The organism is uncultured Methanobrevibacter sp. (assembly GCF_902784195.1).
In the GTDB taxonomy this organism is placed as follows: Archaea; Methanobacteriota; Methanobacteria; order Methanobacteriales; family Methanobacteriaceae; genus Methanobrevibacter.
On record NZ_CACZTX010000001.1, the window covers coordinates 365272 to 388042 of the forward strand.

The 22771-nt window shown below is 30.0% G+C and carries 23 protein-coding genes; 3 read left to right on the forward strand and 20 right to left on the reverse strand.

The features are described 5' to 3' along the window. The first annotated feature begins 19 nt into the window (after positions 1-19). Positions 20-766, forward strand: a complete 747-nt coding sequence (locus tag QZU90_RS01625) for a 4-phosphopantoate--beta-alanine ligase (RefSeq protein WP_296855150.1) — start codon at positions 20-22, stop codon at positions 764-766. A 181-nt stretch (positions 767-947) separates the two neighbouring features. Further along, positions 948-1490: an AAA family ATPase gene (locus tag QZU90_RS01630; protein ID WP_296855151.1), complete on the forward strand. Its 543-nt coding sequence runs from the start codon at positions 948-950 to the stop codon at positions 1488-1490. 68 nt (positions 1491-1558) lie between these two features. Here the strand turns inward: QZU90_RS01630 and QZU90_RS01635 are convergent, their stop codons facing one another. From QZU90_RS01635 to QZU90_RS01645, 3 genes are all read right to left on the reverse strand, one after another. Then, positions 1559-2179, reverse strand: a complete 621-nt coding sequence (locus tag QZU90_RS01635; RefSeq protein WP_296855153.1) for a thymidylate kinase — start codon at positions 2177-2179, stop codon at positions 1559-1561. A gap of 323 nt (positions 2180-2502) precedes the next feature. Then, positions 2503-3030: a hypothetical protein gene (locus tag QZU90_RS01640; RefSeq protein WP_296855154.1), complete on the reverse strand. Its 528-nt coding sequence runs from the start codon at positions 3028-3030 to the stop codon at positions 2503-2505. 270 nt (positions 3031-3300) lie between these two features. Beyond that, positions 3301-4167 carry a DUF1002 domain-containing protein gene (locus tag QZU90_RS01645; RefSeq protein WP_296855156.1) on the reverse strand — a complete coding sequence of 289 codons (867 nt, stop codon included), beginning with the start codon at positions 4165-4167 and terminating at the stop codon, positions 3301-3303. Between the two features lie 304 nt (positions 4168-4471). Between QZU90_RS01645 and QZU90_RS01650 the strand changes: the two genes are divergently transcribed. Beyond that, positions 4472-5044: a hypothetical protein gene (locus QZU90_RS01650; protein ID WP_296855158.1), complete on the forward strand. Its 573-nt coding sequence runs from the start codon at positions 4472-4474 to the stop codon at positions 5042-5044. Positions 5045-5146: 102 nt separating this feature from the next. Here QZU90_RS01650 and QZU90_RS01655 read toward each other — a convergent pair whose 3' ends face one another. The 17 genes from QZU90_RS01655 to QZU90_RS01735 form a co-directional block, all read right to left on the reverse strand. Then, positions 5147-5746 carry a hypothetical protein gene (locus QZU90_RS01655; protein ID WP_296855159.1) on the reverse strand — a complete coding sequence of 200 codons (600 nt, stop codon included), beginning with the start codon at positions 5744-5746 and terminating at the stop codon, positions 5147-5149. A 107-nt stretch (positions 5747-5853) separates the two neighbouring features. After that, positions 5854-6537, reverse strand: a complete 684-nt coding sequence (locus tag QZU90_RS01660) for a TIGR00289 family protein (protein WP_296855161.1) — start codon at positions 6535-6537, stop codon at positions 5854-5856. 42 nt (positions 6538-6579) lie between these two features. After that, positions 6580-7146 (reverse strand): zinc ribbon domain-containing protein, encoded by a 567-nt coding sequence (locus QZU90_RS01665; RefSeq protein WP_296855162.1) that lies wholly within the window; start codon positions 7144-7146, stop codon positions 6580-6582. A 25-nt stretch (positions 7147-7171) separates the two neighbouring features. Continuing rightward, complete coding sequence (locus QZU90_RS01670) at positions 7172-7990, reverse strand: hypothetical protein (RefSeq protein WP_296855164.1); 819 nt, start codon at positions 7988-7990, stop codon at positions 7172-7174. 281 nt (positions 7991-8271) lie between these two features. Continuing rightward, a complete protein-coding gene (locus QZU90_RS01675) occupies positions 8272-8712 on the reverse strand; it encodes a hypothetical protein (protein ID WP_296855166.1) in 441 nt (146 codons plus the stop codon). A 59-nt stretch (positions 8713-8771) separates the two neighbouring features. After that, positions 8772-9728, reverse strand: a complete 957-nt coding sequence (locus QZU90_RS01680) for an A24 family peptidase (protein WP_296855167.1) — start codon at positions 9726-9728, stop codon at positions 8772-8774. A 286-nt stretch (positions 9729-10014) separates the two neighbouring features. Beyond that, the gene (locus tag QZU90_RS01685; RefSeq protein WP_296855168.1) at positions 10015-10593 is read right to left on the reverse strand and encodes a ribbon-helix-helix domain-containing protein; all 579 of its coding nucleotides are present in this window, start codon (positions 10591-10593) and stop codon (positions 10015-10017) included. Between the two features lie 292 nt (positions 10594-10885). Then, complete coding sequence (gene pyrG / locus QZU90_RS01690) at positions 10886-12514, reverse strand: glutamine hydrolyzing CTP synthase (protein ID WP_296855322.1); 1629 nt, start codon at positions 12512-12514, stop codon at positions 10886-10888. 285 nt (positions 12515-12799) lie between these two features. Next, the gene (locus tag QZU90_RS01695) at positions 12800-13213 is read right to left on the reverse strand and encodes a hypothetical protein (protein ID WP_296855170.1); all 414 of its coding nucleotides are present in this window, start codon (positions 13211-13213) and stop codon (positions 12800-12802) included. Between the two features lie 128 nt (positions 13214-13341). Beyond that, positions 13342-13725 (reverse strand): type II toxin-antitoxin system VapC family toxin, encoded by a 384-nt coding sequence (locus tag QZU90_RS01700; RefSeq protein ID WP_295605332.1) that lies wholly within the window; start codon positions 13723-13725, stop codon positions 13342-13344. Next, positions 13726-13959 carry an AbrB/MazE/SpoVT family DNA-binding domain-containing protein gene (locus QZU90_RS01705; protein ID WP_295605334.1) on the reverse strand — a complete coding sequence of 78 codons (234 nt, stop codon included), beginning with the start codon at positions 13957-13959 and terminating at the stop codon, positions 13726-13728. 237 nt (positions 13960-14196) lie between these two features. Beyond that, on the reverse strand, positions 14197-14952 hold the full coding sequence (locus QZU90_RS01710; RefSeq protein WP_296855172.1) for an ATPase: 756 nt from the start codon (positions 14950-14952) through the stop codon (positions 14197-14199). A gap of 101 nt (positions 14953-15053) precedes the next feature. Then, positions 15054-15959 carry a shikimate dehydrogenase gene (locus tag QZU90_RS01715; RefSeq protein WP_296855173.1) on the reverse strand — a complete coding sequence of 302 codons (906 nt, stop codon included), beginning with the start codon at positions 15957-15959 and terminating at the stop codon, positions 15054-15056. A gap of 8 nt (positions 15960-15967) precedes the next feature. Further along, entirely contained in the window at positions 15968-16498 is a 531-nt protein-coding gene (locus QZU90_RS01720; RefSeq protein ID WP_296855175.1) for a DUF2115 family protein, read from the reverse strand. Between the two features lie 48 nt (positions 16499-16546). Then, positions 16547-19573 carry an Eco57I restriction-modification methylase domain-containing protein gene (locus QZU90_RS01725; protein WP_296855176.1) on the reverse strand — a complete coding sequence of 1009 codons (3027 nt, stop codon included), beginning with the start codon at positions 19571-19573 and terminating at the stop codon, positions 16547-16549. A gap of 142 nt (positions 19574-19715) precedes the next feature. Continuing rightward, on the reverse strand, positions 19716-20279 hold the full coding sequence (locus QZU90_RS01730) for a DUF2115 domain-containing protein (RefSeq protein WP_296855178.1): 564 nt from the start codon (positions 20277-20279) through the stop codon (positions 19716-19718). Positions 20280-20520: 241 nt separating this feature from the next. Beyond that, positions 20521-22512: a peptidoglycan-binding protein gene (locus QZU90_RS01735; RefSeq protein ID WP_296855179.1), complete on the reverse strand. Its 1992-nt coding sequence runs from the start codon at positions 22510-22512 to the stop codon at positions 20521-20523. Positions 22513-22771: the final 259 nt, after the last annotated feature.

Below are 22771 nucleotides of genomic sequence, written 5' to 3' on the forward strand. Positions count from 1 at the left end.
TTTAACTATAGTATTAAATATGATACCTAAAACTCATCCACGTTATAAATCATTATTATTAAGAGATAAAGTAAAAAATGCCTTTAAGGAAGGATATTTGGCAGATTCCGGCATGATTGCCCATGGAAGAGGTGAAACATTCGATTACTTGATTGGAGAGAAAACAACTGAAACCGCTAAAAAGGCATGTGAAGCGGCTGTTGCAACAATATTGCTTGCTGAAAATCCTGTCTTGTCAGTGAATGGAAATACAACTGCACTGGCCATTGATGAAATCATAGAGCTTGCAAAGGCAACTGATTCAAAAATTGAAATCAATCTATTTTATAGGACTCCTGAACGTGTTGAAATCATTACAAGAATGTTTAAGGAAAGAGGTTGGGAAGACATTCTTGGAACAAATGATGAGGAATTGGCTTATATCGACAATCTTAACAGTCCAAGAGCAACTGCAAGCAAGGAAGGCAGTTACATAGCGGATGTTATGCTTGTTCCTCTTGAAGATGGTGATAGGGCAGAAGTATTGGTTCAAAACGGCAAAAAGATCATATGCATTGACTTGAATCCTCTCTCAAGAACAGCTAAAATGTCTACTATATCCATTGTGGATAATGTTGTAAGGGCAGTTCCATTGATGACTGAAATAGCTAATGAATTCAAGGCATCTGGAAAAGCAGATGACAAGGAATTTTTAGAAAACATAGTCAATAATTTCTCCAATGAACAAAATCTAAAAGATTCATTGGCTGCTATTAAATTAAAATAATTTTCTTAATTTAATTTAATTTTTTTAATTTATTCTAATCTATTTCTAAATTTTAACATGATTTAAGACATATTGAATATAAATTTAAGATAAATTTAATAATAATTAAAAATATACATATACTTTTCTTATAACAAAAATTTACAATGAAATTTAAAAATAATAATTTAATGGGATTATGATGAAAGTAATAGGAGTAACCGGTTTACAAGGATCTGGAAAAAGCATTTTCTTTGACACAGCAAAGGAAAAAGGCGCACTTGTAGTTAGCATGGGAGACATCATTAGAGAAAAGGCTGCAGAAAGAGGAGAAGACACAGGTACAACAGCAAGAACCTTAAGAGAGGAATTTGGACAATATATCGTTGCTGAATTAACTGTTGAAAAAATAAAACAACTTTTAGAAGAAAAAGGAGACATCAAAACCATTTTAGTGGATGGAATCAGAAGCCCATATGAAATTGAACTCTTTAAGGAAAACTTTGATAACTTTATCTCTGTATCAATTTATGCTAGCCCTCGTACCAGATTTGAAAGAATCTCTTTAAGAGGAAGAGAAGATGACACAACTGATTTTGATGAATTCATGGTAAGAGAGAACAGGGAATTAGGTTTCGGAATTGGAGATGTAGTGTCCACTACCGATTACTTAATTGAAAATGAATGCTCTCTTGAAGAGTTTAAAGAAAGAGTTGCTGAATTTGTAGAAAAAGAAATGGATTAAATCCATTTTATTCATTTTTTTTATAAATTTTTATTAACTTTTTTAAAAACTTTTTTTAACTATTTTGACTATTTAATTAAACTATTTTTTCTTTTTTCTAATTTTTTAGGTTCATTCAATAGCTTTGAATCCAAATCATCTAAAATAGTCTCTATTCTTTCAAATATTTCATCTAGTGAATCATCTGCCTGAATTACATGCCAATTGTATAAAACAGGCTCTGCCTTTTGCCTTACCTTTACAAAAGATTCGTAATTTTCAAACATTTCCTCTTTTTCATTTCTCTTTTGAACACGTTCAACCAATTTTTCAGGAGAAACATCCAAATAGAAGAAATATTCAGAAACAGGAAGTGCAAAGCATACAATCTTGTAAACAGGAACAGAAATTGCCTTGTTCAAGTAAGAAACAGCTAAAGTATATCTTACAAAGATAACAGTATCCGCCTTTCCATAATACTTTATTACAGATCTTATTGCATCTGCCCCATAGCATAATGTAGCTATAATCTTATTAAGCTTTCCACCTCTTTCGAGAGCAGCCTTTGAATTACGGCCAAAAAAGTTGTCTGATGTTGGATGAGAACGAATGATGACAGTTCCTTCCTTTTCATATTTCTCTTTTATGAGTCTAGCTTGTGTATCTTTACCAGAACCATCAAGCCCATCTATAGCAATAAACCTCTTCATTGTAACATCTCACAGACAATTAAAATAAATGATTACATGATTATTTAAAATGCATTTTAAAATAATAAGTATTAAAAATATTAAACATATTTTTATTTTAATTAATTGTATTTTCAATTCGATTTTTTATGGATTTTAGATTGAATAAGAATGGATATGTAACCCAATTAAGTAATTATATATTTATAATACATTATAAAGTTTTATAAAAATTATTTGAATATCATAACATAAGAAAATAAATTAAAAAATAAGTGAAAAATAATTAAAATAAGCTAAGAATAAGTGAAAAAAATAAAATAAAAAAGAAAAGGTAAATTAAACTATTCGATTATTACATCACCGAAATATGATTCATCAGTTGCACCAATGAATACGAGATCACCATTTTCTTCATAAACGAACATGTACACTGGTTGTTCAGTTGCCATTAAAGAGGAACTGTCGGTAGTGTTTTGTTGAACCAAATAACCGTCATGACCATTAATGGTTTTCTTTTCATAGTCCATGCCATCTAAAACATATTCGATAACTTGATCAGTTACATTATAATCTCTATAATCTCCAACCAATATATAGATTGCTTTTTCTTTTTTATCATCTTCAAAGCCAGCAGCAGACATGGTATAGTCAACTCCAGTGGTGGAGTTGCTTTTTTCATTATCCATCTTGTAATCTTCGTTTTCAGTAAAACCAGCAGGTATGTTAAAGTCAATACCGCCTACAGTTATTTGTTGAGCTTCGCTGTCACCGCCGCCTAAAAAACCTAAATCAAATGCGGATGCAGAACCTGCTAAAACAACAGTTAAAATTGCCAAAATAGCTATAATTGCAATCCTATTAAATTTCATTTTAATTCCTCCTTAATTCAATAAAATAATAAATCCAGGATTTATTAGATTATCTGAATTAATTAATAATAGTTTATAAAATTAGCAATAAATAATTTTTGATATTTTTTTTAAGATTTTCTATAAAAATAGCAATATTTTAAAATAAAAAAGAAGAAATAATGAAATTTAAACAAAATAAGAAAAATAATTCTTAAATAATTATTGTAATTTAAAATAAAAAAATAAAAAAGAAAAATAATTTTAGTGAATAAAGATCACTGAATTATTTTAAATATTGAAATTAAAAATGCTTAATATGCTATTGAACAATCCATCTAAGGAAAATCCATTGCCAGAAGAGGAACTATCAACAAAATCGCTGATTTGCTCTTTGTAGGCATTTGCATCATCTTGAACAGACTGAACTTGTTCAATGGTATATGCAAGGTTTTCAATATCATTATCGGATATGTTGATATTGTATGTTGTACTGTAATCATTGATAATGTTTACAATGGTTGCATGATCGGTAATGCCTTCCTCATTCACCTTTTCCTTAACATCATCCACTAATTTATTCAAGTCATCAGCACTAACATTTGAATTGTTTAGGATTTCCGCTTGAGTAGCAATCTCTTGATTTGCTGCCTCTTTAACATTATCTGGAATTTCTACATCAGTAGCTTCCTCATAACAATCCATAATGCCTGCAAGAGCGGATTCACCGGTAGCGCTTACTGGGCTTGTTACGTAGACATGCCCTCCTTGAATACCTGCAGACTTAAGTGCTGACATGTACATTTCAGGAGTGATTGTGGTAATTGAGTTATCTACCTCTACAGTAATTTCCCCATTTTGGTTCAAGTCAAGAAGTGCAGAGGAAAATATTTGATTTGAATTGTATTGCTTTCCTGAGAAACCACCGGAAATCTTGTTTACATCTCCAGCAGTGATCACTTTTGAATCTATATCATTTATGTTCACATTAGTTTTTCCTGCAAAATAGTTGTCAACAATTGATTTATATTGCTGATTCATATATGCAGTTTCACCATAGGTTATTACAACTTGATCTGAATTGTCTGCAAATCCAGTTGGAATAACAGCTAATGCCAAAAATATGGCAACGCATATAGCTAGAATTCTTTTATGCATTTTATCACCTCTTATAAATTCATAATCTTATTTTGTTGAACTAGTATATAAATGTAATCTATTTTTTACATAATCGAAAGATTTATAAAGAAAATAACTAATTTTTTCAAAAAATTGAGAATTTATGTAATGATGTCAGTTCCTGTTTTTTAATAAAAGAAGCCTTTAAAATTGTTTTTTAAAAAAAATATCTTACCTATAAAGAAATTCCTATAAACAATAAGTTTTTATTAAAAGGATACAAAAATATTAATGAAAAATTAAAAAATGATATTTCTAAAATAAATGGCATAATGTGAAAAAAATGAAATCTTCAATAAGAAAAAAGGATTATTTGAAAATATATAATATAACCAATAATGCATCTCCATTAGGCAAGTTCAATTGTGGAGAATTATGCGATTCCATTTGCTGCACTGTTGAAAATGGTGAAAGAAATGATGTGCTGGAAGAGATGGTATTGTATTTGCTTCCTGGTGAAGAGGAGATGCTTGAAAACGAGTCTGATTGGTTTGAGATGTTCTATGAAACAACTGATGAGATTGAATATCCTGACTCTTGGGATGGGGAAGTCTATTATATAAAATGCACCAATCCGCCACACTGCAATAGAAGATTAAGGCCAATTCAATGCAGGTCTTTCCCTCTTAGCCCACATTTCGATAAGGACAACAATCTGCAATTGATTTATGATATGGATGACATGACTTACCAATGTCCAATAATAGTTGATAAAATGGATTTGGATGAGGATTTCCTTAAAAAGATTTATAAAATGTGGGAAAGGTTAACAGAGGATAAATTGATCTTTGACCTTGTTAAAATGGATTCTGAAAAAAGAGAAAAGAATAAAATAGACTATAAAGTAGTCTATTAAAATAAATTAATTTTTATCTTATAATGGAATGAAAAAAATTGCTTCTATTAAATTAAATAAAAAAAGTAAACTTGTTTTAAAAAAGATTGGTAAAAATTATTTTTACCATCTATAATTATAATATGATGCATCATCAAAGGAATCGTCAAAAGAGTCATCATAAGCATCAGATTCGTAATATGCATCATCATCGAAATCATATTCATTGCTATGATAAGGCCTATAATCCCTTTGGTCTATAGATGAAACCACATTGGTAACACTTGGCCCTTTAATGTGCAAATAGATCATATCGTCTTCTGATGCGAAAACAAATGTTTTAACTTTATTTCTTTTATTGTAAAATCCAGTGATTCCTGAGATTGAAGTCTTATACAGCTTTTCATCATTCAACTTAAATGAACTGAACCCATCCATTACATTCTTATTGAAACTTGATGAATGCCTTTCCAAACTTATGTTTACAAAATTCTTGCCCTTTTGGAAGTTCATGTAATTCAAATGGTTAACTTCATCCCATCCTTCATTAACCAATTTGTAGGAACTTGGAACATTAAATCCATATCCTCTCATATAATAAGTTTCAAAGCCCTTTGGCACATTGTCTTCAGCAGAAATGGAATCAATGATCAACACTGCTGAAAAAAGAATCATTAAAATAAGTGAAATAGTTAAAATGCTTTTTTTAAAACCTTTTGCCATATCAATAACCCCCATTAACTATACACATAAATAAACATTGTTTAATATAAATATTTGCAATTATTCAATATCAATCAACTACAATTTGCTTTTCAATTATTTTGCAATTATTCCTTATCAACCACACAGGCATCAGTTATATTGTATGTGCCGCTATCATGATGCCAATCTATATCTGCATCTAATATTTCAATCCTTTTTTTAAAGATAGGCCCATCTATAACCAATGTTTCAGCTTCTCCACCTTCAAAAGCAAGATGGATATATGTCTTTTCACTGATTTTCTCAAGTTCTGCCAATGATTCCTTGTCAATTAGCCTTCCTAACCATGACTCATCAAGCCCATCAGCAAAAACACCGCTTATAATAACCTTAAAGCCAGAATCAATCACCAAATCCATATATTCCTTTGGATCTGCATGCCAATATGGTGAAATGGCTTCAATCCCAATCTCATCTGCCAATCTTTCTATTCTTGATTTTTGATAAGTGGAAAACAATGCGCCTGTGTAAATAGCTTCAATTCCAAGGCTTTTCAATTGATTGAATCCTTCCTTTAAGTCTTCAAGCTCCTCTTCCTTCACTCCAGCAGTTGTCACTTCAATTATAGGAATTCCTATAGCAGCTGCCTGCAAATCTGTTAAATGGATGTTTGGAACATGAAACATATAGGATTCATCATTTTGGGACTTGATTGAGAGAAGATATTTAACATCATCCCCCTTATTAAGGGCATAATTTAAAGCCATTACACTATCCTTTCCACCTGAAAATAAAACAGCAGATTTCATAATTTACACCATTAATTAAGTAATAAAAAAAGTAATTAGATTTCAATTTTCGATAAAGTTTGCAGAATCGTCGTGTCCACTATAACTTAAATATTCATAACTAGGATCATCATAACCATTATTGGAATCTTCAATAAAATCAGATAATCCATAACTGCTTGACCTTTCCATAAATGATGTCAATCCATCATCAGAGTAAGGCTCTGTTTGAGTAGCTTGACTTAACATGCCTATAACGGCCAATAGTATCAATAGAACAGCAAAGGCTAAAAAGCATTTATTGAAAGTTAAATTAGATAAAAAATCGTTATTTGTTGATTTTGGCCTATTAGGCTTTGCAGTCTTTGCACTAGAACCAGCAGAGCTAATGGTTTTTTTAGGACTAGAACCATCAGGACTTTTAGTGCTTGTAGAAGTACTAGAATCAGGAACTTTAGGTTTGGATACAGGACTATCATCTGAACTTATAGGTACAACAACACTTGAATTGTCAGATTCTTGTGATTTGATATCGCTTTCCAATTTAGAAAAGTCAAAGCCGCAATTGGAACAATAACGATTATTGTCATTATGTTGTTCAAACCCACATTCTGGACAGAATTTAGTCATATCATCACCCCTTAAATAAAACTAATTAACGTCTCCTTCGTCTTCTGCTTCTTAATTTTTCAGACTGGTCTTTCTTAAATCTTCTAGTAAATTTGGTTAAAGGTTCAACAAAGACTCCTGCAATAGCTACAGCCACTCCTACAAGTCCTGTAATAAACATTACCACATAAGTTGGAGCCAAATGGTCTTCAAAATAATGAACTGTATTTTGTACAGGTCCTTCTATAGAGATTATATTATAATCGCTTTCATTTAAATAATCCCTAACGTCTACCACATCATTTGCATTTACACTCACTTGAATATGAACAAATGCGAATTCAGACCCTACTCCTGCCCTATTGCTTAGCCAATTTACAAGAGATCCTAGCGTAGTGGTTGAACTTGCAGGATTTTTTAAGTCTACTGAAACGGAATTGTTGGTTACCTTAAATGTTTCAATCTCAGGATCAGCCCTTAAATGATTTTCCACATAAATTTTGGTGCTGTTCTTAATGAAACCTGTTTTCAGCTCAAAACCGTTTGTGGAAACTGAATTTACCCCATTTAGATTGCTAATCTTATTGGTTACATCACTAATGTTAGAAGTTGATGGAATGTTCAGATTAATCACTTCACTATCCAATGTAAACAGTCCTTGAGCATTACCTATAATATATGGGCTTTCCTCATAAATAGGGTCAATGAAGAAGTATCCTCCGATAGCGCCAAGAACAAATCCGATTATAACTATGGACACAATTTCCTTTCTACCAACATATGGGGATAAAATTCCCATGGAAAAGGCAAATACCATAATTATAAGGAATAGGATAATATATATAATTCCAGTAATTAAATCCATCATAATCAACTCTTTTAACGATTTTAGATATAAATTTATCTTAATTCAGTTTTAATTAATTAAATAAATTTATAAACAAATATTACATTAAAATAAGTCCTAATTTTTAAAATAAAAGAAAATAACTAAATTTATTTAAGATTTTAAACAATTTTATTATAAATATTTTAAAATTAAGAATTATTATTCTACTTATTATATATAAAAAACTTAATTTATATATTTTATGAAAAGAGTATTTTTTAAAATTAAAAAAGAGAATTTGAAAAAAATTAGAGAAATTAAATTAATCTGTTCACTTCAATCATATTTGAATCCTCATCCCATATTACTGTAATTTTATTAAAGCCCTTTGATAAATGAATATTTTCATTTAAACCATTATAATCAAAAGAGCTGGTGATTTCTTTTGAATTATCTGATAGATTCAAATCAATTGATGCAAACCCTTTATTGCCATCATTATAAAGTCTAATATCCACATTTCGATTTAAATCAACATATACAATTCTTTTTGATCCCTTTCCAGATGCATAGCAAAAGTCAATGGCATCGGTTATTTTAGACAATTCGCTTTTAGCGTTGATTGCATCTATAATATCATTTGAATAATCCATTGCAGCCAATAGAATTGGAACAGAAATCAAGGTGATAATTAATATCACTATCATGGAACTTAATACGTATTCAAGTGATAATTGGCCTTTATTGTCTAAAATCATATTTCTCATCATTTCCTGAAATTCTTTAAAAGTTTAACCTGCAAAAAACTTATTTCATACTAAAGCATTATCTTTATAAATCCTGAAATAATGGATATGAAATCTCCAAAGATTAAAAAAGCCATATATCCAAGTGTAATGAATGGCATGAATGGAATCTCAATCTTGATTTTAAACTTAGGACTCTTGATCAGATCCATTTTGTATAATGCTTTTATTAATTTTATATCTTCTCTAGTCAATCCCATACTGTTTAATGAAGAGAAACAATAAATATCCTCCACTTTAATTGCATTTAAATTAATTTTTGAATTGCTTTTATTCATTTCATCATTTATCCTATCAAATGCAATTTGACTTTTAAAGAAATATTCATTCAACACCATGCCTTCTTCTAAACTTTCAATGTAAACAGTTTTATATGTTAATTGCTTAAATGCTAATCTAAAATCCAAAATAGATAATTTTGAATAATATTTTAACTTTTTTTCTCTAATTAGATTGTAAATGACAAATAGGATAATAAATGCTAAAGCTATTAGAATGCCATTTAGAAGTATTGAGATCATCTTTGGATAAAAGATGAATTGATTTAGGATTGCTAAATCCAAATTGTGGAAATAATTTATATTGAAATGATTCAAGTCCAAAAAGGATAATGCCAAAGACAAACCAATGAAAAGCTTAAAGTCTCCACCTCCCCAAAAGCCGATATGCCATAAGATAAATGAAATAAGTGTTATTAAAGCCGTTAAAGCCATTGAAAATATTAAAATTAAAGGATTGCTAAAACATATGCTTAAGATTAAATCAAAGAGTAAAGCATAAATCAATAGAATTAAGCTTAATTTATTAGGAATAATTCCAAATTTCAAATCATAATAATCAGCAATCAATAGAATTAATAGTATTACGAACAAATGTATTTGACATGAATTGATCAAAAGATGTGAACTGTTAAATGAATGATTTATTAATGAATCCAGAATATTCCCAATAAAAATACAAGCATACAAGAGGAAACCTCCAATTTATACTATCAATCTTAAAAAAGCAATCTAATTTATTTAAATTGTTTTTATAAGACAATTGAATATTATTTTTTCATTATATTTAAGTATAACAGTTTTTATAGAAAAACAAGTACAAATTAATTGTTATATTATTTTTAAAGTATAAATTGAGATTAAATTGAAAAAATAAAAGCAAATCATTAATTATAAGTTAATTAAAAAATTTTAATCAAAATGGAAATAAAAAAATTTAAAAAAAATAAAAAAAGTTATAGGAAATTTAAAAAATCTATTTAATAAATGAATAAGCTTCAGACAAGATTACAGAAGCGTTTTCAACTACAGCACCATTATTTTTAAAAATTGAGTTGTAATCCATATTGTGCCTTATGCTGATGAATTCGTAATCCTTGGATCTTGATTCAACAATCAATCGCTTTCCCTCAATCTTATAGACACTATTGTTATTTTTTGAGTGATATGATTCTGGATTGTCAATTCCTCTTTTTTCCAAGAGTTCCTCATTTGAAATCTTGACAATTCTACCTTCCTGTATAAGATCATTGAGGATGTTTAAAACCAATTCAAAATCCAGCTCCAAATCAATAGCTATCTCATCTAAAAAGCAATCATTATATCTTATAAAATAGCTTAGAACTTCCTTTTTTGCATCAAAATAATTGATCTCCCTGAAATTGGCAACCTTATATGTCTTAAGCTGCTCTCGTATTGCTTCCCTTAAAAAATCTGAAATGCTTAAGTAATCGCCGTTTTCTATTAGATTAATCAATTGATTATGTATGTTTATCGGAACCTTTGTAGCTATTGTTTTTCCAATTTCTTTATTGTTTTTACTTATTTCGCTCATATAATCCCCTTTAATAATTTTTTTAATGAATATGTTACTAAATAGGTCTTAATTCAATATAAAATGATTTGAAATGCGAAAAAAATAAAAATATTAATTGCACAATTACACAAAATCACAATTGTGTAAAATCATAATGGTTAAAAAAATTAAAGATTTATTAAAAATAGAAAAATAGAATAAATAGATTAAAATTAGAAAAATAGTTAAAATAGAAAAAATAGTATAAAAATAATTAAAATCTATAAAATTAGAAAAAATAGAAAAATAGAATAAAAAAGAAAGAATAAAATTATTCTTCTTTGTTTTCAAAAGATGCCTTTACAAATGAAGCAAACAATGGGTGTGCATTGTTTGGTCTTGACTTGAACTCTGGATGGAATTGACATCCGATAAACCAAGGATGGTCAGGCAATTCAACAATTTCAACCAAGAAGTCATCTGGAGTTGTTCCTGCAATGACAAGACCGTTTTCAGTCAATACATCTCTGTATTCGTTATTGTATTCATATCTGTGTCTATGTCTTTCCTGAATGAAGTCTTCACCATATGCCTCTTTGGTTCTGGTGCCGTCAATCAATTTACAGTCATAAGCACCTAAACGCATGGTTCCGCCCATGTTCTTGATTTTCTTTTGCTCTTCCATCATGTCAATAACTGGGTATTTGAGGTCATCTTTGAATTCACTGCTGTTTGCACCGTCCATTCCGATTCTTCTTGCAAATTGAATTACCATACATTGCATACCTAAACAGATACCGAAAATAGGAACTTCATTTTCAATTGCATAGTCAACAGCACTTAACTTACCTTCTACACCACGGTCTCCAAATCCTCCAGGAATGAGAATACCATCAAGCTTTGAAAGCTCTTCATGGAAAGCATTCAATTCATCTTCATTTTCCACATCCACATCAGATGAAAGGTATACAATTTTCATTTTAGCGCCAATTTTCGCTGCTGCGTGGTGCAAGGATTCTCTGATACTGATATAAGCGTCTTCCAATTCCACATATTTTCCTACGATACCAATGGTAACCACTGGATCTTGAATCTTAAGTGAATCCACAATTTCTGCCCATTCATGTAGAGTATTCTTGTCATTTTCAAAATCAATTCCTAAATTAATTCTGTTGGAAATGTACTGGCCAGCGTTTTCCCTATCCAACACTAATGGAACTTCATAGATTGTTTGAGCATCAGGAGTGTTTACAACAGCATCAAATTCGACATCACAGAAGTGAGCGATTTTTCTCTTCAAGTCATCGTCAATAGGCTTTTGACTTCTTAAAACAATCATGTTAGGGTTGATACCCATGCTTCTAAGTTCTTTTGAAGAGTGTTGAGTTGGTTTTGTCTTGAATTCACCGGCAGCTTCCAAGTAAGGAACGAATGTTACGTGTACAAACATTACGTTTTCAGAGCCTTCCTCATTTCTCAATTGTCTTAATGCCTCAAGGAATGGTTGGCTTTCAATATCCCCTACAGTACCTCCAAGCTCTACCAAAACGACATCATAGTCATCCTTAGCAGAGATTTCACGTACCATCTCTTTGATTTCGTTTGTGATATGCGGGATAATTTGAACGCAAGCTCCGAGGAAATCACCTTTTCTTTCTTTGCTGATAACAGATTGATAAACTTTTCCGGTAGTGATGTTTGATATTCCTGGAAGCTCTACGTCCAAGAACCTTTCATAGTGACCTAAGTCAAGATCAGTTTCCATACCGTCATAAGTGACAAACACTTCTCCATGTTGGTATGGGTTTAAAGTACCAGAATCCCAGTTTAAGTATGGGTCAATCTTAATCGCTGCAACCTTCAAGCCGTAAGAACGTAATATACGGCCAATGGATGCAGAGGTAATTCCTTTTCCAATGGAACTTACTACTCCACCAGTAATTATAATATATTTTGTCAGACAAATCCACTCCTAATTGATTTAATAATTTTGAATTTATTTGAATTTTCTTATTGTTTTTATATAAAAAAATCCATAATGAATACTCAATAAAATATTAGTTTAATTTATTATATAAAACTTATCTTATGAATCTAAAATTTGAAAAATCATAATAAAAAAACTCATATGATTAAATTTTGAAAAAATAGATTAAAATAGTTTAAATTAAAAATAAAGAAAAATAAGGGATTTAAGAAAAAATTTAAAATAAAATGAAAAAAAGAAAAAGATTAAAAATGGAAATCATAAAATACTGTCGAAGAATTTACCCCATTTGATTACGCGCTTATGATCTTGAACCTTCATTTCATAGGAGTCATCAATAGCAGCATATTCTTTTTCCAAGATTTTCTCTTTAGCTTCAAAGTCATATGCAGTGTCTTTTAATTTGTTAATAACATCCATTTCTGCAGTTACTTTTTCTAATTCTGGAGTTAAATCCTTGTCAGTATTTTCCATTTCATCTTCTAATTTTGATTTTTTAATGACTAACTGTTCAAGCCTTTCTTCAAGAAGCTGATCATTACGAACTCCATAATGGTCACGTAAATAGAAAATCAAGTCAATAGCTTCACCTACGCTTAATCCATTTTCTTCCATGATTTGATATCTTTCAAATTGCTCATCATTTAATTCCACAGTAATTTCATTTGCCATGTTAAAACCTCTTAATATAATCACAAAAATATTTTGAATTAATAATTATTTATATTATCTATAATTTATTCTATTTAACTATGTTTAATAATTTTCTATTATTTTTAAAAGAAAAAAGAAAAATTTACTTATTTTATAACGGATAATCCTTTTATCTTAGAAAAATCACTATCGAATGAAACTATCTTATTGATTCCTAACTTTTGCATTGATTCTAAAATAGTGCAATCTGAAAAGTTAATTGAGGAATTATAGTATCCTGATAATTTAACTGATTCAGCATAATCCTTTTCTTTCAAATAAACAATTTCATTCATTTCATTCAAATAAATGAAAAGATCATTGATTTCTTCACCGCCATTACTTCCAAATGCATTTAAAGTTTCATTTAAAACAGTGCTATTGATATACCTTTTCTCGTTTAGTTGTGGTTCCAATTCAATGGCCCTTTTATGAAACTTATCATCTTCGATTAAGCGGGCAATATAATAACTGCTATCTATAAAAATCAATTATAGTTCTCCTCTTCCAGCTTTTTTCTTTAATTCAACAGCATTTGTAGGTCCTGTTCCCTTGATTACAAATTTAGATAAATCACTTATTGGTCTTTGTCTTTTGATTTCTATAATCATTTTACCATCTTCTGTACTCCAATCCAATACATCATCCAAACTCAAATCCAACTCTTTCCTGATTTCTGCAGGAACTACAGTTTGAAACCCCTTATACAACCTTGTACAAACCATTTTATTCACCTAATATTACTATATAATATCAGATATTTATAATTACCTGAAATTTAAATTATCTGATAAAATTAATATTAGGTTTAAAAATATTATTAAAGATAGGTTTAAACTAAGTTATTTATAAATTTAACTAGATTTAATCTTTATTTATTCAATACAATGAAAATATTGATTTTATTTTGAAAAATAGCGATTATATTAAAAAATAAGTAAAATTAATTAAAAAAGTAAAAATTATTTTTGATGAGTTTCCAAAAATGAAGATGCAGCCAATACATTTTCCTTGAATTGGGGATTGATTTCAGTCAGGAATCCCATGAATGACTCTCCAATATCCTCATTTTCATAGTCTATTTCATATTCCTTTTCAATGCCTAAAAAGTCATTGATCCACTCTTGGGGAACATTGATAAAAGGAAATATAATGTTCTTATTGCTTAAGTCCATATCATATATGCTGGATAAATCAAATTTCCTGTCCCATTCGATTCCCTTTCCATCAAATATATCATTCAAGATATGATTAACTTCCTGATTCAGGTTCAATGGAGAAATTACAGAATCAAAGTCATCTGCACTGATATTTTCATCATATTCAATGAAAGTTATACCATATTTTCTTGAATATGGCTCGATTACTATGTATAAAAACTTGTTGTAATCATTATCCATTCTTGGAATGAGAATCCTTTCCTTTGGGCTTAAGGACTCCGCCAATGTCTTTGAAGACCTTGAACAGATCTTTTGAAAAAGAGATGACCTTACCACTTCTATATCAGAATAATGCCTGTTGAAGGTTTCTCTTCTTTTTTTGGAAAACTTTGAAAAGCGAAGATTTTCTATATAAAGCTTAATGTCCCCATCATCAAAGAAGCTTACAAAACGAGTGTCAACACCTATTTGCTTTAAGAACTTCATAACATCCTTCTTTGAATCGGACAGTTCCTTTTCATCCTCTTTCAAAATAAAATTTGATAGAAAATCATCCATAATATCACTAAAAAAAATTAAAAAAATTCTAAACATCCAACAATGCCTTTTCCAAAACAATTAAATTCCTAAAACATCCAACAATGCCTTTTCCAAAACAATTAAATTCCTAAAACATCCAACAATGCATTTTCCATAACATCTGCAGGAGCTTCTCTTCCTAACCAGATTTCAAAGCTTCTGATTCCCTGATACAATAGCATCTTATATCCATAAACAACTTCTGCATTAGCCAATTCAGCTTCCCTTATCAATGATGTTTTCATAGGAGTGTAGACAATATCATTTACAAGAAGATCCTCATGAAGCATATCTGCACTTGCCACTGGCTTATCATCCACATTCGGATACATTCCGATAGGTGTTGTATCTATAAATATGTCTGAATCTGAGAGTTCTCTTTTCAATTCTTCTAAATCATAAGCATTAATACTTATATCAATGCCAATACTTTCTAAATTAATCTTTAAATCATTTGCAAGAGATTGCGCCTTGCTTAGATTACGGTTCAATATTGACAATTCATCAATTCCACTGTTTGCTATCTGAAAAGCTACTGCCCTTGCTGCTCCGCCGGCACCGGTAATGCTAACTTTCTTGTCTTTTATTGAAGTTTTTTCCTCAATTGCACGGACGCATCCATATCCATCAGTGTTGAATCCTTTAGTTCTTACATTGATGCCATTATCTTGATTAGATGATTCATTATCTTCATCATAAATGAATTGGATTGTGTTTACTGCACCAATCATTGAAGCTACTGAATCGATATCATCAAGGTGTTTAATGACATTGCTTTTATGAGGTATGGTTACATTCAAACCTTTTATCCCCATAGCTTTTGCACCTTGAATGCATTCGCCTAATCTTTCCTCTTTAACATGAAATGGAAGATAAATGTAATTAAGACCTAATTCATTAAGTCCTGCATTATGCATAGCTGGAGAGAAAGTGTGTTCAATAGGATCTCCAATAACTCCTAATATTTTTGTTTTTCCATCTACCATTTTATCACCTAAAAATCTAACTGTTCAGCTATACAAAGTCTGCATACAGAATTTGGAGTATCAATATTAGCCTCTTTAACAGGACAATAATAAACTCCATTTTCCATTATAACCTCTAAAGATCCAGGGAAAGGAGTTCCAATAGGATGAATAGGCTCATCAAGCACAAATGTAGTGTAAAGGGACACCACAAAACTAATAATCGAACTTTTGTTCTTTCTGTCTTTAGAAACAAGTTTAAAAATATCCTTTAAATTGTTTAATTTTTCTACAAAGTCATCTCTATTGAAATAATCATCATAAACAGTATCATTGCTTCTTATTTCATTCACTCTGTTTATGAAAGAGTCTACATAAATCTTTTTGCTTTTTTCCTGATAGGATTTCTGAACATATTTGTTGTTTTCAATGATTTCAGCAGAAATAATCATCAAATCAAAAACAGACACAACAATAAGCTCTTCCTTTAGGACATTCATAAGATCATCCTTTGATATCTTATCATCTTCACCTATCAATGCATCAAACTTTTCAAACATCCTATCACAAAGTGTTATATCATATTTAATAATAATCTCAAATTATTTTTATTTAATACTTTCTTCAATAATTTTAATTTCTTCATCATTTAAACCATATAATTCATAAACTAAGTGGTTAATTAGATTATCTGTATTTTCAATTTGTTTTTTAAGTAGTTTTTTATCTCTTGGAACAATAGCTTCTGATAATTCTTTATTCAAATTAATCATTTTATCAACAAGATTTTCCAATTCTTCATTTTCTAATTTTTCAGAAGGTAACGGGAATTTTTCAAAAGAATGTTTACCAAAGGAGTAATATCCCCCTCTAAAGCAAGATCCTACTTTTGAAATAAAAAATGATGTTAATTTAGAGTTTAAAATGCCTAACAAGTATTTTAATTCGCTAATGTTATTGTTTTTAGTAGTTATAGCATATCCTCCTGCATTTCCACCACCAACAAAGTAAAATTCTCCTTTTTCATCTAAAGTAAAAGAACCTTTTTGACTTAAAACTTGATATAAAATTTTAGGTTTGGCCATTACTTTTAAATTCTTTGGATAAGGATAAATCCACCAATTACGAGAATCAACATTACTTCTTTTTAATAATTTATCCCTATTTAATTTTAAATATTCATAACATAATTCAAATTGAGATATTTCCTTTCTAGTAAAAGGTATTATTTCATTAGAATCGAAGGCATAGGGGTAAATAAGAACATGATTATTAACTGGATATTCATATCTTTTAATTTCATTACCTTTTAATAATGGTTTTAAAATATCATTTTCGATGATAAAATTCTCTTTAAGTTCTTTAGACTCTACTTTTGAAGTTTTTTCTGATTTTTCAATTAAAGGCATGATATAAACCTTATCTGCACTAGTTTGAAGACCTACTGACAGGGTTGTATAATCAACAATCTTATGAGGCATATCATATAATTTATAAAATACCTTTTCTTCATCACCAGAAACAAAAACCCATTCATCAGATGTAACTCTTGAAAAATCAAGAATATTATCCTCTTCAACATAATGCCCATTCTTAAATTGTTCTAAATCTGAAATTCTATCATATTCAAATGTTTTATTAATTTTCTTATTCAAAAATAATAAAGCTGTGTAAGTAGTGGCATTATCAAAGACTTGTTGGTCTCCAAAATGCACTATTTTATATAAATTTTTATTTTCTGCAATTATTTTTCGCAAAGGCTTTCCATAACTAGCTGTAAAGAATTTATGTGGCAAAATATAGCCCATTTTTCCTTCATCATTTAATAATTGAAGTGCCTTTTCAACAAAAAGCACATAGATATCATAATTTCCTTTTGAAGAAGTTTCATATTTCTCTTTATAATAATCACTTGATTTTGGATAAATACTTCTTAAAATTTGCATTTTAATATATGGGGGATTTCCAACAATAGCATCAAATCCACCATTCTTAAAGACTGATTCAAATTCATCATCCCAATCAAAAGGATTTATACTTTTAATTTCATCATCAGTTAAATCTTTTTCAAGTATATCGCTAGAAGCTAAACTATTTCCATTTTTAATATTATTACTTAAATCAGGTAAAACTCGTTCATGGAATAATTTTTGTTGTTGTTCTACAACATCCTTATTTTGATCTTCTAACACTTTTAAAAGTAAGGATAATTTTGTAACCTCAACTGCTAAAAAGTCTAAATCAACCCCGTAAATGTTATTTCTCAGAATTCTTTTCTTTTCAGTGATGGTTAATCTCCATTCCCCATCCTTGCCTTGATAAATAACATTTTTTGGAGGTTTTTCTAATTTAGTATAATAATCTAAATGATAATTTAATAATTCCTGATAGGCTACAAGTAAAAAACTTCCACTACCACAAGCAGGATCAAGTATTTTAAGTTTTGAAACTTGATTTGGTGTTTTATCTTGTAATAATTTACCTAAAGTATTCTTTATAATATATTTTACAATATATTGCGGAGTGTAAAATACACCACCTGCTTTTTTAACCTCAGGTTTTACTTCAACCTTTGCCATATGTGATGGAGTGAGACGAATAATGCTGCCTAAAAGCTGTTCATATACTTGCCCTAAAATCTCAGGAGAAATGACACTGAATTCATAAGGACTGTTTGGATAATAAAGACCAGTGAATATCTCTTTAAATACCCCATCATCAATTGTGAGATGTTCTGTAACCATATCACGATTAATATGTCTATCAGGGTCTGCTGATAAACAGAATAAACCACTATTATACTTTAAATCTGCTATTCTGAATATTTCCATTAAGTGTTGATAAATATTATCTTTCTTGGTTAATTCCAAAAGAGTTCCATATTTTTCTATTCCTCTATCTTCAGCCATTCTACAGAATAAAATACGGTCAATAGTAATTTGGACTGCATAATTTAGGGAATCCTCATTTAAATCCTTATTTCTCAAGGCAATATTACGGGCCAATAAATCTCTCCAATGCTCCATTTCCTTAAGGAATTCATCATCTACCTCACCAGTGCCTCTTTTCTTTTTATCGGAATTAGAGTCTGCAAAGTTATCAAAGTCGCCATTTAAAACTGCTTCCTTTGAGAAAATGGATGCTATTTCATCCCATTTTTCAATATATTCTGAATAATGATAATATTTTACTCTTCCAATGCTTGCACTTTGTTTTTTATCAGGTTTAGTTGTGGTTTCGTAAACTGCAAGCTCTTCAAAATCAGTTAATATGCATAATTTAAGTTTAGCACTCCAACCATATCTCCTTACTTGAAAAGCAGGGCTCTTATCAGTTTCAAGATTTACACTTGGTTTTTTAGCTTCCACAAAAAATATAGGAGTTCCACCTACACGGAATTCATAATCAGGCGCTTTAGTTTTATTTCCTACTTTTATAGATTTTTCATAAACAACATCTTTAAACTGTGGGCTTCTATGCTTTTTATTTGTTACATCCCACCCTAAGGCTTCAAAAAATGGATTAATAAAATCAGTTTTGGTGTTTTCTTCATCAAATAAGTCACCATTGGTATAAATATTTTCATTTTTTTTAAAAGTTTCAACTAAATCAATAATTGTTTTTGGAGCTACCATAGAATCCCTACTTAAATAATTACTAATAGTAATTTATTGTATAAATTATAAATAATTATTGAAAAAAATGAAATGAAACATTATACTTATTTAACAAGTATCCTTTTCATTAAAAAAAAAAGTTTATTTAAAAAAATAATCCTTAACTGCTTGCATTTAATTTCGGATCATAATCAATCTCACGTGAAATGCAGATATTGCAAACTGCCCCTTCAGTATTCTTTTGAGTTGCCTTAACAGGGCAATAATAAAACTTACCTAACTTTTTAATCTTCAAATTGCCTGGGAAAGGAGTGTCCAGTGAATGAATAGGTTCATTCAATATGAAAGTGGCATATAGAGAAACCAAGCAGTAAATGAGCTGTACCTTATCCTTGTCAAAGTCCACACCATCATAAACATTATGCAAATCCTCTAATGACTTTTCAAACTGTTTTTTATCAATTCTCTCCTTTTTGCCTCTGCTGTCATAATCTGTATTGTCATTTTTTATATTGTTTATATGGCCGATGAATTGCTTAACATAAGCTTGACGGAAGTCATCCTGATATCTGTCCTGTACAAACTCCACATCCTGAAGTATATACTGATTGGCCTCCATCAAATCAAAAACAGATATCTTTTGAGCCTTTTCCTTTAAAATAGCCAGGAGCTCATTCTTTGAAATCCTTTTGTCCTCTAACAATTCATGCAATTCTTCAAACATAATTCACACTTAATTTTTTTATATTAATTTATAGTATTTTATCATTTAAAATTTTATGTATTATTAAAAAGATTTGTTATAAATGTTTATAATTTTTCTTAATCAATTAATATCAATATTTAATTAATCATTAAATGGAAAAATAGTTGTGAAAAAATTAGTTTAAAAAAATAAAAATGAAAAAAATAAATTAGGGGAAATGAATAAAAATTGGAAAAAAAGAGTTTTTAAAACTCCTTTTTTATATTAATTTTAGTTTTTTAGCAGTTGCGTAGTCCACTTTTCCAGTGACTTTAAGCTTTTTAGCCTTTTGGAATTGCTTAACAGCCATTTGAGTGTATTTGTGGAAAAGACCATCAACTTTCAAGTATCTGCCCTTGTAACTAAGGTAGAAACCGTTCTTCTTCAAAGCCCTTTGGATCTTCTTGACCATAGACTTATCCTTGCTGCCTTTAGCAATAGTCTTCCAAGCAGGAGCCTTAACAGTCAACTTAGCACTCTTGCTAATCTTGTTGTAGTCCTTGTCACCAGCAAAAGAAATAACTGCATTATAGGTTCCTTTCTTAGTCAATTTAGCCAATTTGAATGTAGCAACACCCTTGCTATTTGTATTTGCTGTGTAGGTCTTTCCGTTGACTTTCAAGGAAATTTTCTTGTTTTTCAAGACATTTCCATTATTGTCCTTGAGTGTGACTGTATATTTTTTTGTCTTGTCCTCGAATTTGAATGTCTTTGCTTTGGCAGTCAATTTAGGAGAAGCCTTGTTGACAGTGACCTTCACATCCAAGGTAGACTTGTCATAGTAGGTATCGCCGTTGAATGTTACCTTTGCCATGTAAGTATTAGGCGCTAAACCTTTGGTTGACACTTTAACCTGACCGTTGCTGTCGGTAGTGTATGTTTTGGCACCGTTTAAGTCAACAGTGACATTAACACCACTAACTGGATTTCCATCGCTGTCTTTCAATGTGATAACCAAATCCTTGTTGACATTGTAGGTTGCAGTTATTGCATTGCCAGTTATTTCTGTTTGAATCTTTTTGACGGTTATAATGCTCATATAGTTTGCATTTTCAATTGAAGCAGTTACACTACCTGAACCCAAAGCAAACGGTCCAAATATTATTGGTTCACCTAATTTAACAGTATTTTTATTAATAGTACCATTGATTGCAGTTACATTCAAGTTAACCGGATATAAAAGACCGGAATCATACTCGGATACATCACCGGAATTTGGATTATAAACGTACAATTTAAAGATGATGTCAGACACATCAATAATGGAGATTGTATCAGGAGTTGCTGTTGCGTTTAAAAACAACCAGCTTTTAATACTGTAATCCTCTTGTACTGGCATTTCATCATAGTTTGTCGCATTATTTCCAAACCAGTTATTGTCAATATTGTAATTTTGGGTCCAATCAAATGTGATGCTTGAATTGAAGAAAATGTTGTTGTTAATTTCACATCCATCAGCCTGTGATGCGAAAATATCATTGTCATAAAATACACAGCGAGTAATTGTATTGTAAGCTGCTGCACTCAATTGTATCGCACCACCCTGACCTGCAGTGTTGCCAATGAAAACACAATCGGAGATTACATTGTCCCAGCCCTGCAGTTGAACGGCTCCTCCTGAAGGGGCTCCGTTATTTATGAAAGTGCAGTTTGTAATCTCGACTAATGCAACGCAACGAATTGCACCTCCTCCGAAAAAGTAACTTTGACTTCCATTTTTAAAAGTAATATTTTTCAATGTTGTTTTTCCCTGTTGGAGATCAAGTATTCTTGCTTGGCCTGCACCGTCTATTGTATATCCGTTTCCAATGATTGTCACTGTGCGGTAGATTTTCACCCCATTTTTAAAATCAGAATCAATATCAGGATTATAAGTATAATTCTTATCCAAAGTGATTGTGTCATTGCTGCTGAAATCTTCATTAATCAATTTATTCAAATCTGAAAATGAGCCTGTTGCACCCTCCTTTAGGGGAGTTGCATCATTTTCACTTCCAACAAGATCATCAGCAGGGGTTTCTAAAATAAGTTCTTCATCATAATTATTATTAGCGCTTGAAACATCATCATCGATTGCTTCGTCTAAAATAAGTTCGTCATTGTCATCAACGCTAATAATCCCATTTGCATTGTCATCTGCTGCGCTAACGGCAGACAGGCTGACTAAAACAAGAAAAATTAGCAATATATATAGATATCTTTTGATATTCATTTCAGTTGCCCCCTTGAAAAATTTATTTTCAAGTTATATATATATGTATATAAAAATAATATATAAATATTTCTAATAGTTTATGATTTCATTCAGCAAACTCTTATCAAAAATGAATATTTTTTAAATCATAAACTTCAATAAAACTAATTGAAATTGTATAATATTAACAACTATTATATATAAATAAATATTAAATATAATATTGTTAAACGATTTACTATTAAAAATAATAATTATACCCGATTAAATCATTAAA

Bases quoted from the DNA above. Each gene is read 5' to 3' on its own strand.
- QZU90_RS01675 (WP_296855166.1), bottom strand. From the start codon at position 8,712: ATGATTTTAGACAATAAAGGCCAATTATCACTTGAATACGTATTAAGT.
- QZU90_RS01650 (WP_296855158.1), top strand. From the start codon at position 4,472: ATGAAATCTTCAATAAGAAAAAAGGATTATTTGAAAATATATAATATA.
- QZU90_RS01655 (WP_296855159.1), bottom strand. From the start codon at position 5,746: ATGGCAAAAGGTTTTAAAAAAAGCATTTTAACTATTTCACTTATTTTA.
- QZU90_RS01640 (WP_296855154.1), bottom strand. From the start codon at position 3,030: ATGAAATTTAATAGGATTGCAATTATAGCTATTTTGGCAATTTTAACT.
- QZU90_RS01705 (WP_295605334.1), bottom strand. From the start codon at position 13,959: ATGGTTTGTACAAGGTTGTATAAGGGGTTTCAAACTGTAGTTCCTGCA.
- QZU90_RS01685 (WP_296855168.1), bottom strand. From the start codon at position 10,593: ATGAGCGAAATAAGTAAAAACAATAAAGAAATTGGAAAAACAATAGCT.
- QZU90_RS01645 (WP_296855156.1), bottom strand. From the start codon at position 4,167: ATGCATAAAAGAATTCTAGCTATATGCGTTGCCATATTTTTGGCATTA.
- QZU90_RS01660 (WP_296855161.1), bottom strand. From the start codon at position 6,537: ATGAAATCTGCTGTTTTATTTTCAGGTGGAAAGGATAGTGTAATGGCT.
- QZU90_RS01665 (WP_296855162.1), bottom strand. From the start codon at position 7,146: ATGACTAAATTCTGTCCAGAATGTGGGTTTGAACAACATAATGACAAT.
- QZU90_RS01725 (WP_296855176.1), bottom strand. From the start codon at position 19,573: ATGGTAGCTCCAAAAACAATTATTGATTTAGTTGAAACTTTTAAAAAA.
- QZU90_RS01625 (WP_296855150.1), top strand. From the start codon at position 20: ATGATACCTAAAACTCATCCACGTTATAAATCATTATTATTAAGAGAT.
- QZU90_RS01720 (WP_296855175.1), bottom strand. From the start codon at position 16,498: ATGTTTGAAAAGTTTGATGCATTGATAGGTGAAGATGATAAGATATCA.
- QZU90_RS01695 (WP_296855170.1), bottom strand. From the start codon at position 13,213: ATGGCAAATGAAATTACTGTGGAATTAAATGATGAGCAATTTGAAAGA.
- QZU90_RS01730 (WP_296855178.1), bottom strand. From the start codon at position 20,279: ATGTTTGAAGAATTGCATGAATTGTTAGAGGACAAAAGGATTTCAAAG.
- QZU90_RS01670 (WP_296855164.1), bottom strand. From the start codon at position 7,990: ATGGATTTAATTACTGGAATTATATATATTATCCTATTCCTTATAATT.
- QZU90_RS01715 (WP_296855173.1), bottom strand. From the start codon at position 15,959: ATGGTAGATGGAAAAACAAAAATATTAGGAGTTATTGGAGATCCTATT.
- QZU90_RS01735 (WP_296855179.1), bottom strand. From the start codon at position 22,512: ATGAATATCAAAAGATATCTATATATATTGCTAATTTTTCTTGTTTTA.
- QZU90_RS01635 (WP_296855153.1), bottom strand. From the start codon at position 2,179: ATGAAGAGGTTTATTGCTATAGATGGGCTTGATGGTTCTGGTAAAGAT.
- QZU90_RS01630 (WP_296855151.1), top strand. From the start codon at position 948: ATGAAAGTAATAGGAGTAACCGGTTTACAAGGATCTGGAAAAAGCATT.
- QZU90_RS01710 (WP_296855172.1), bottom strand. From the start codon at position 14,952: ATGGATGATTTTCTATCAAATTTTATTTTGAAAGAGGATGAAAAGGAA.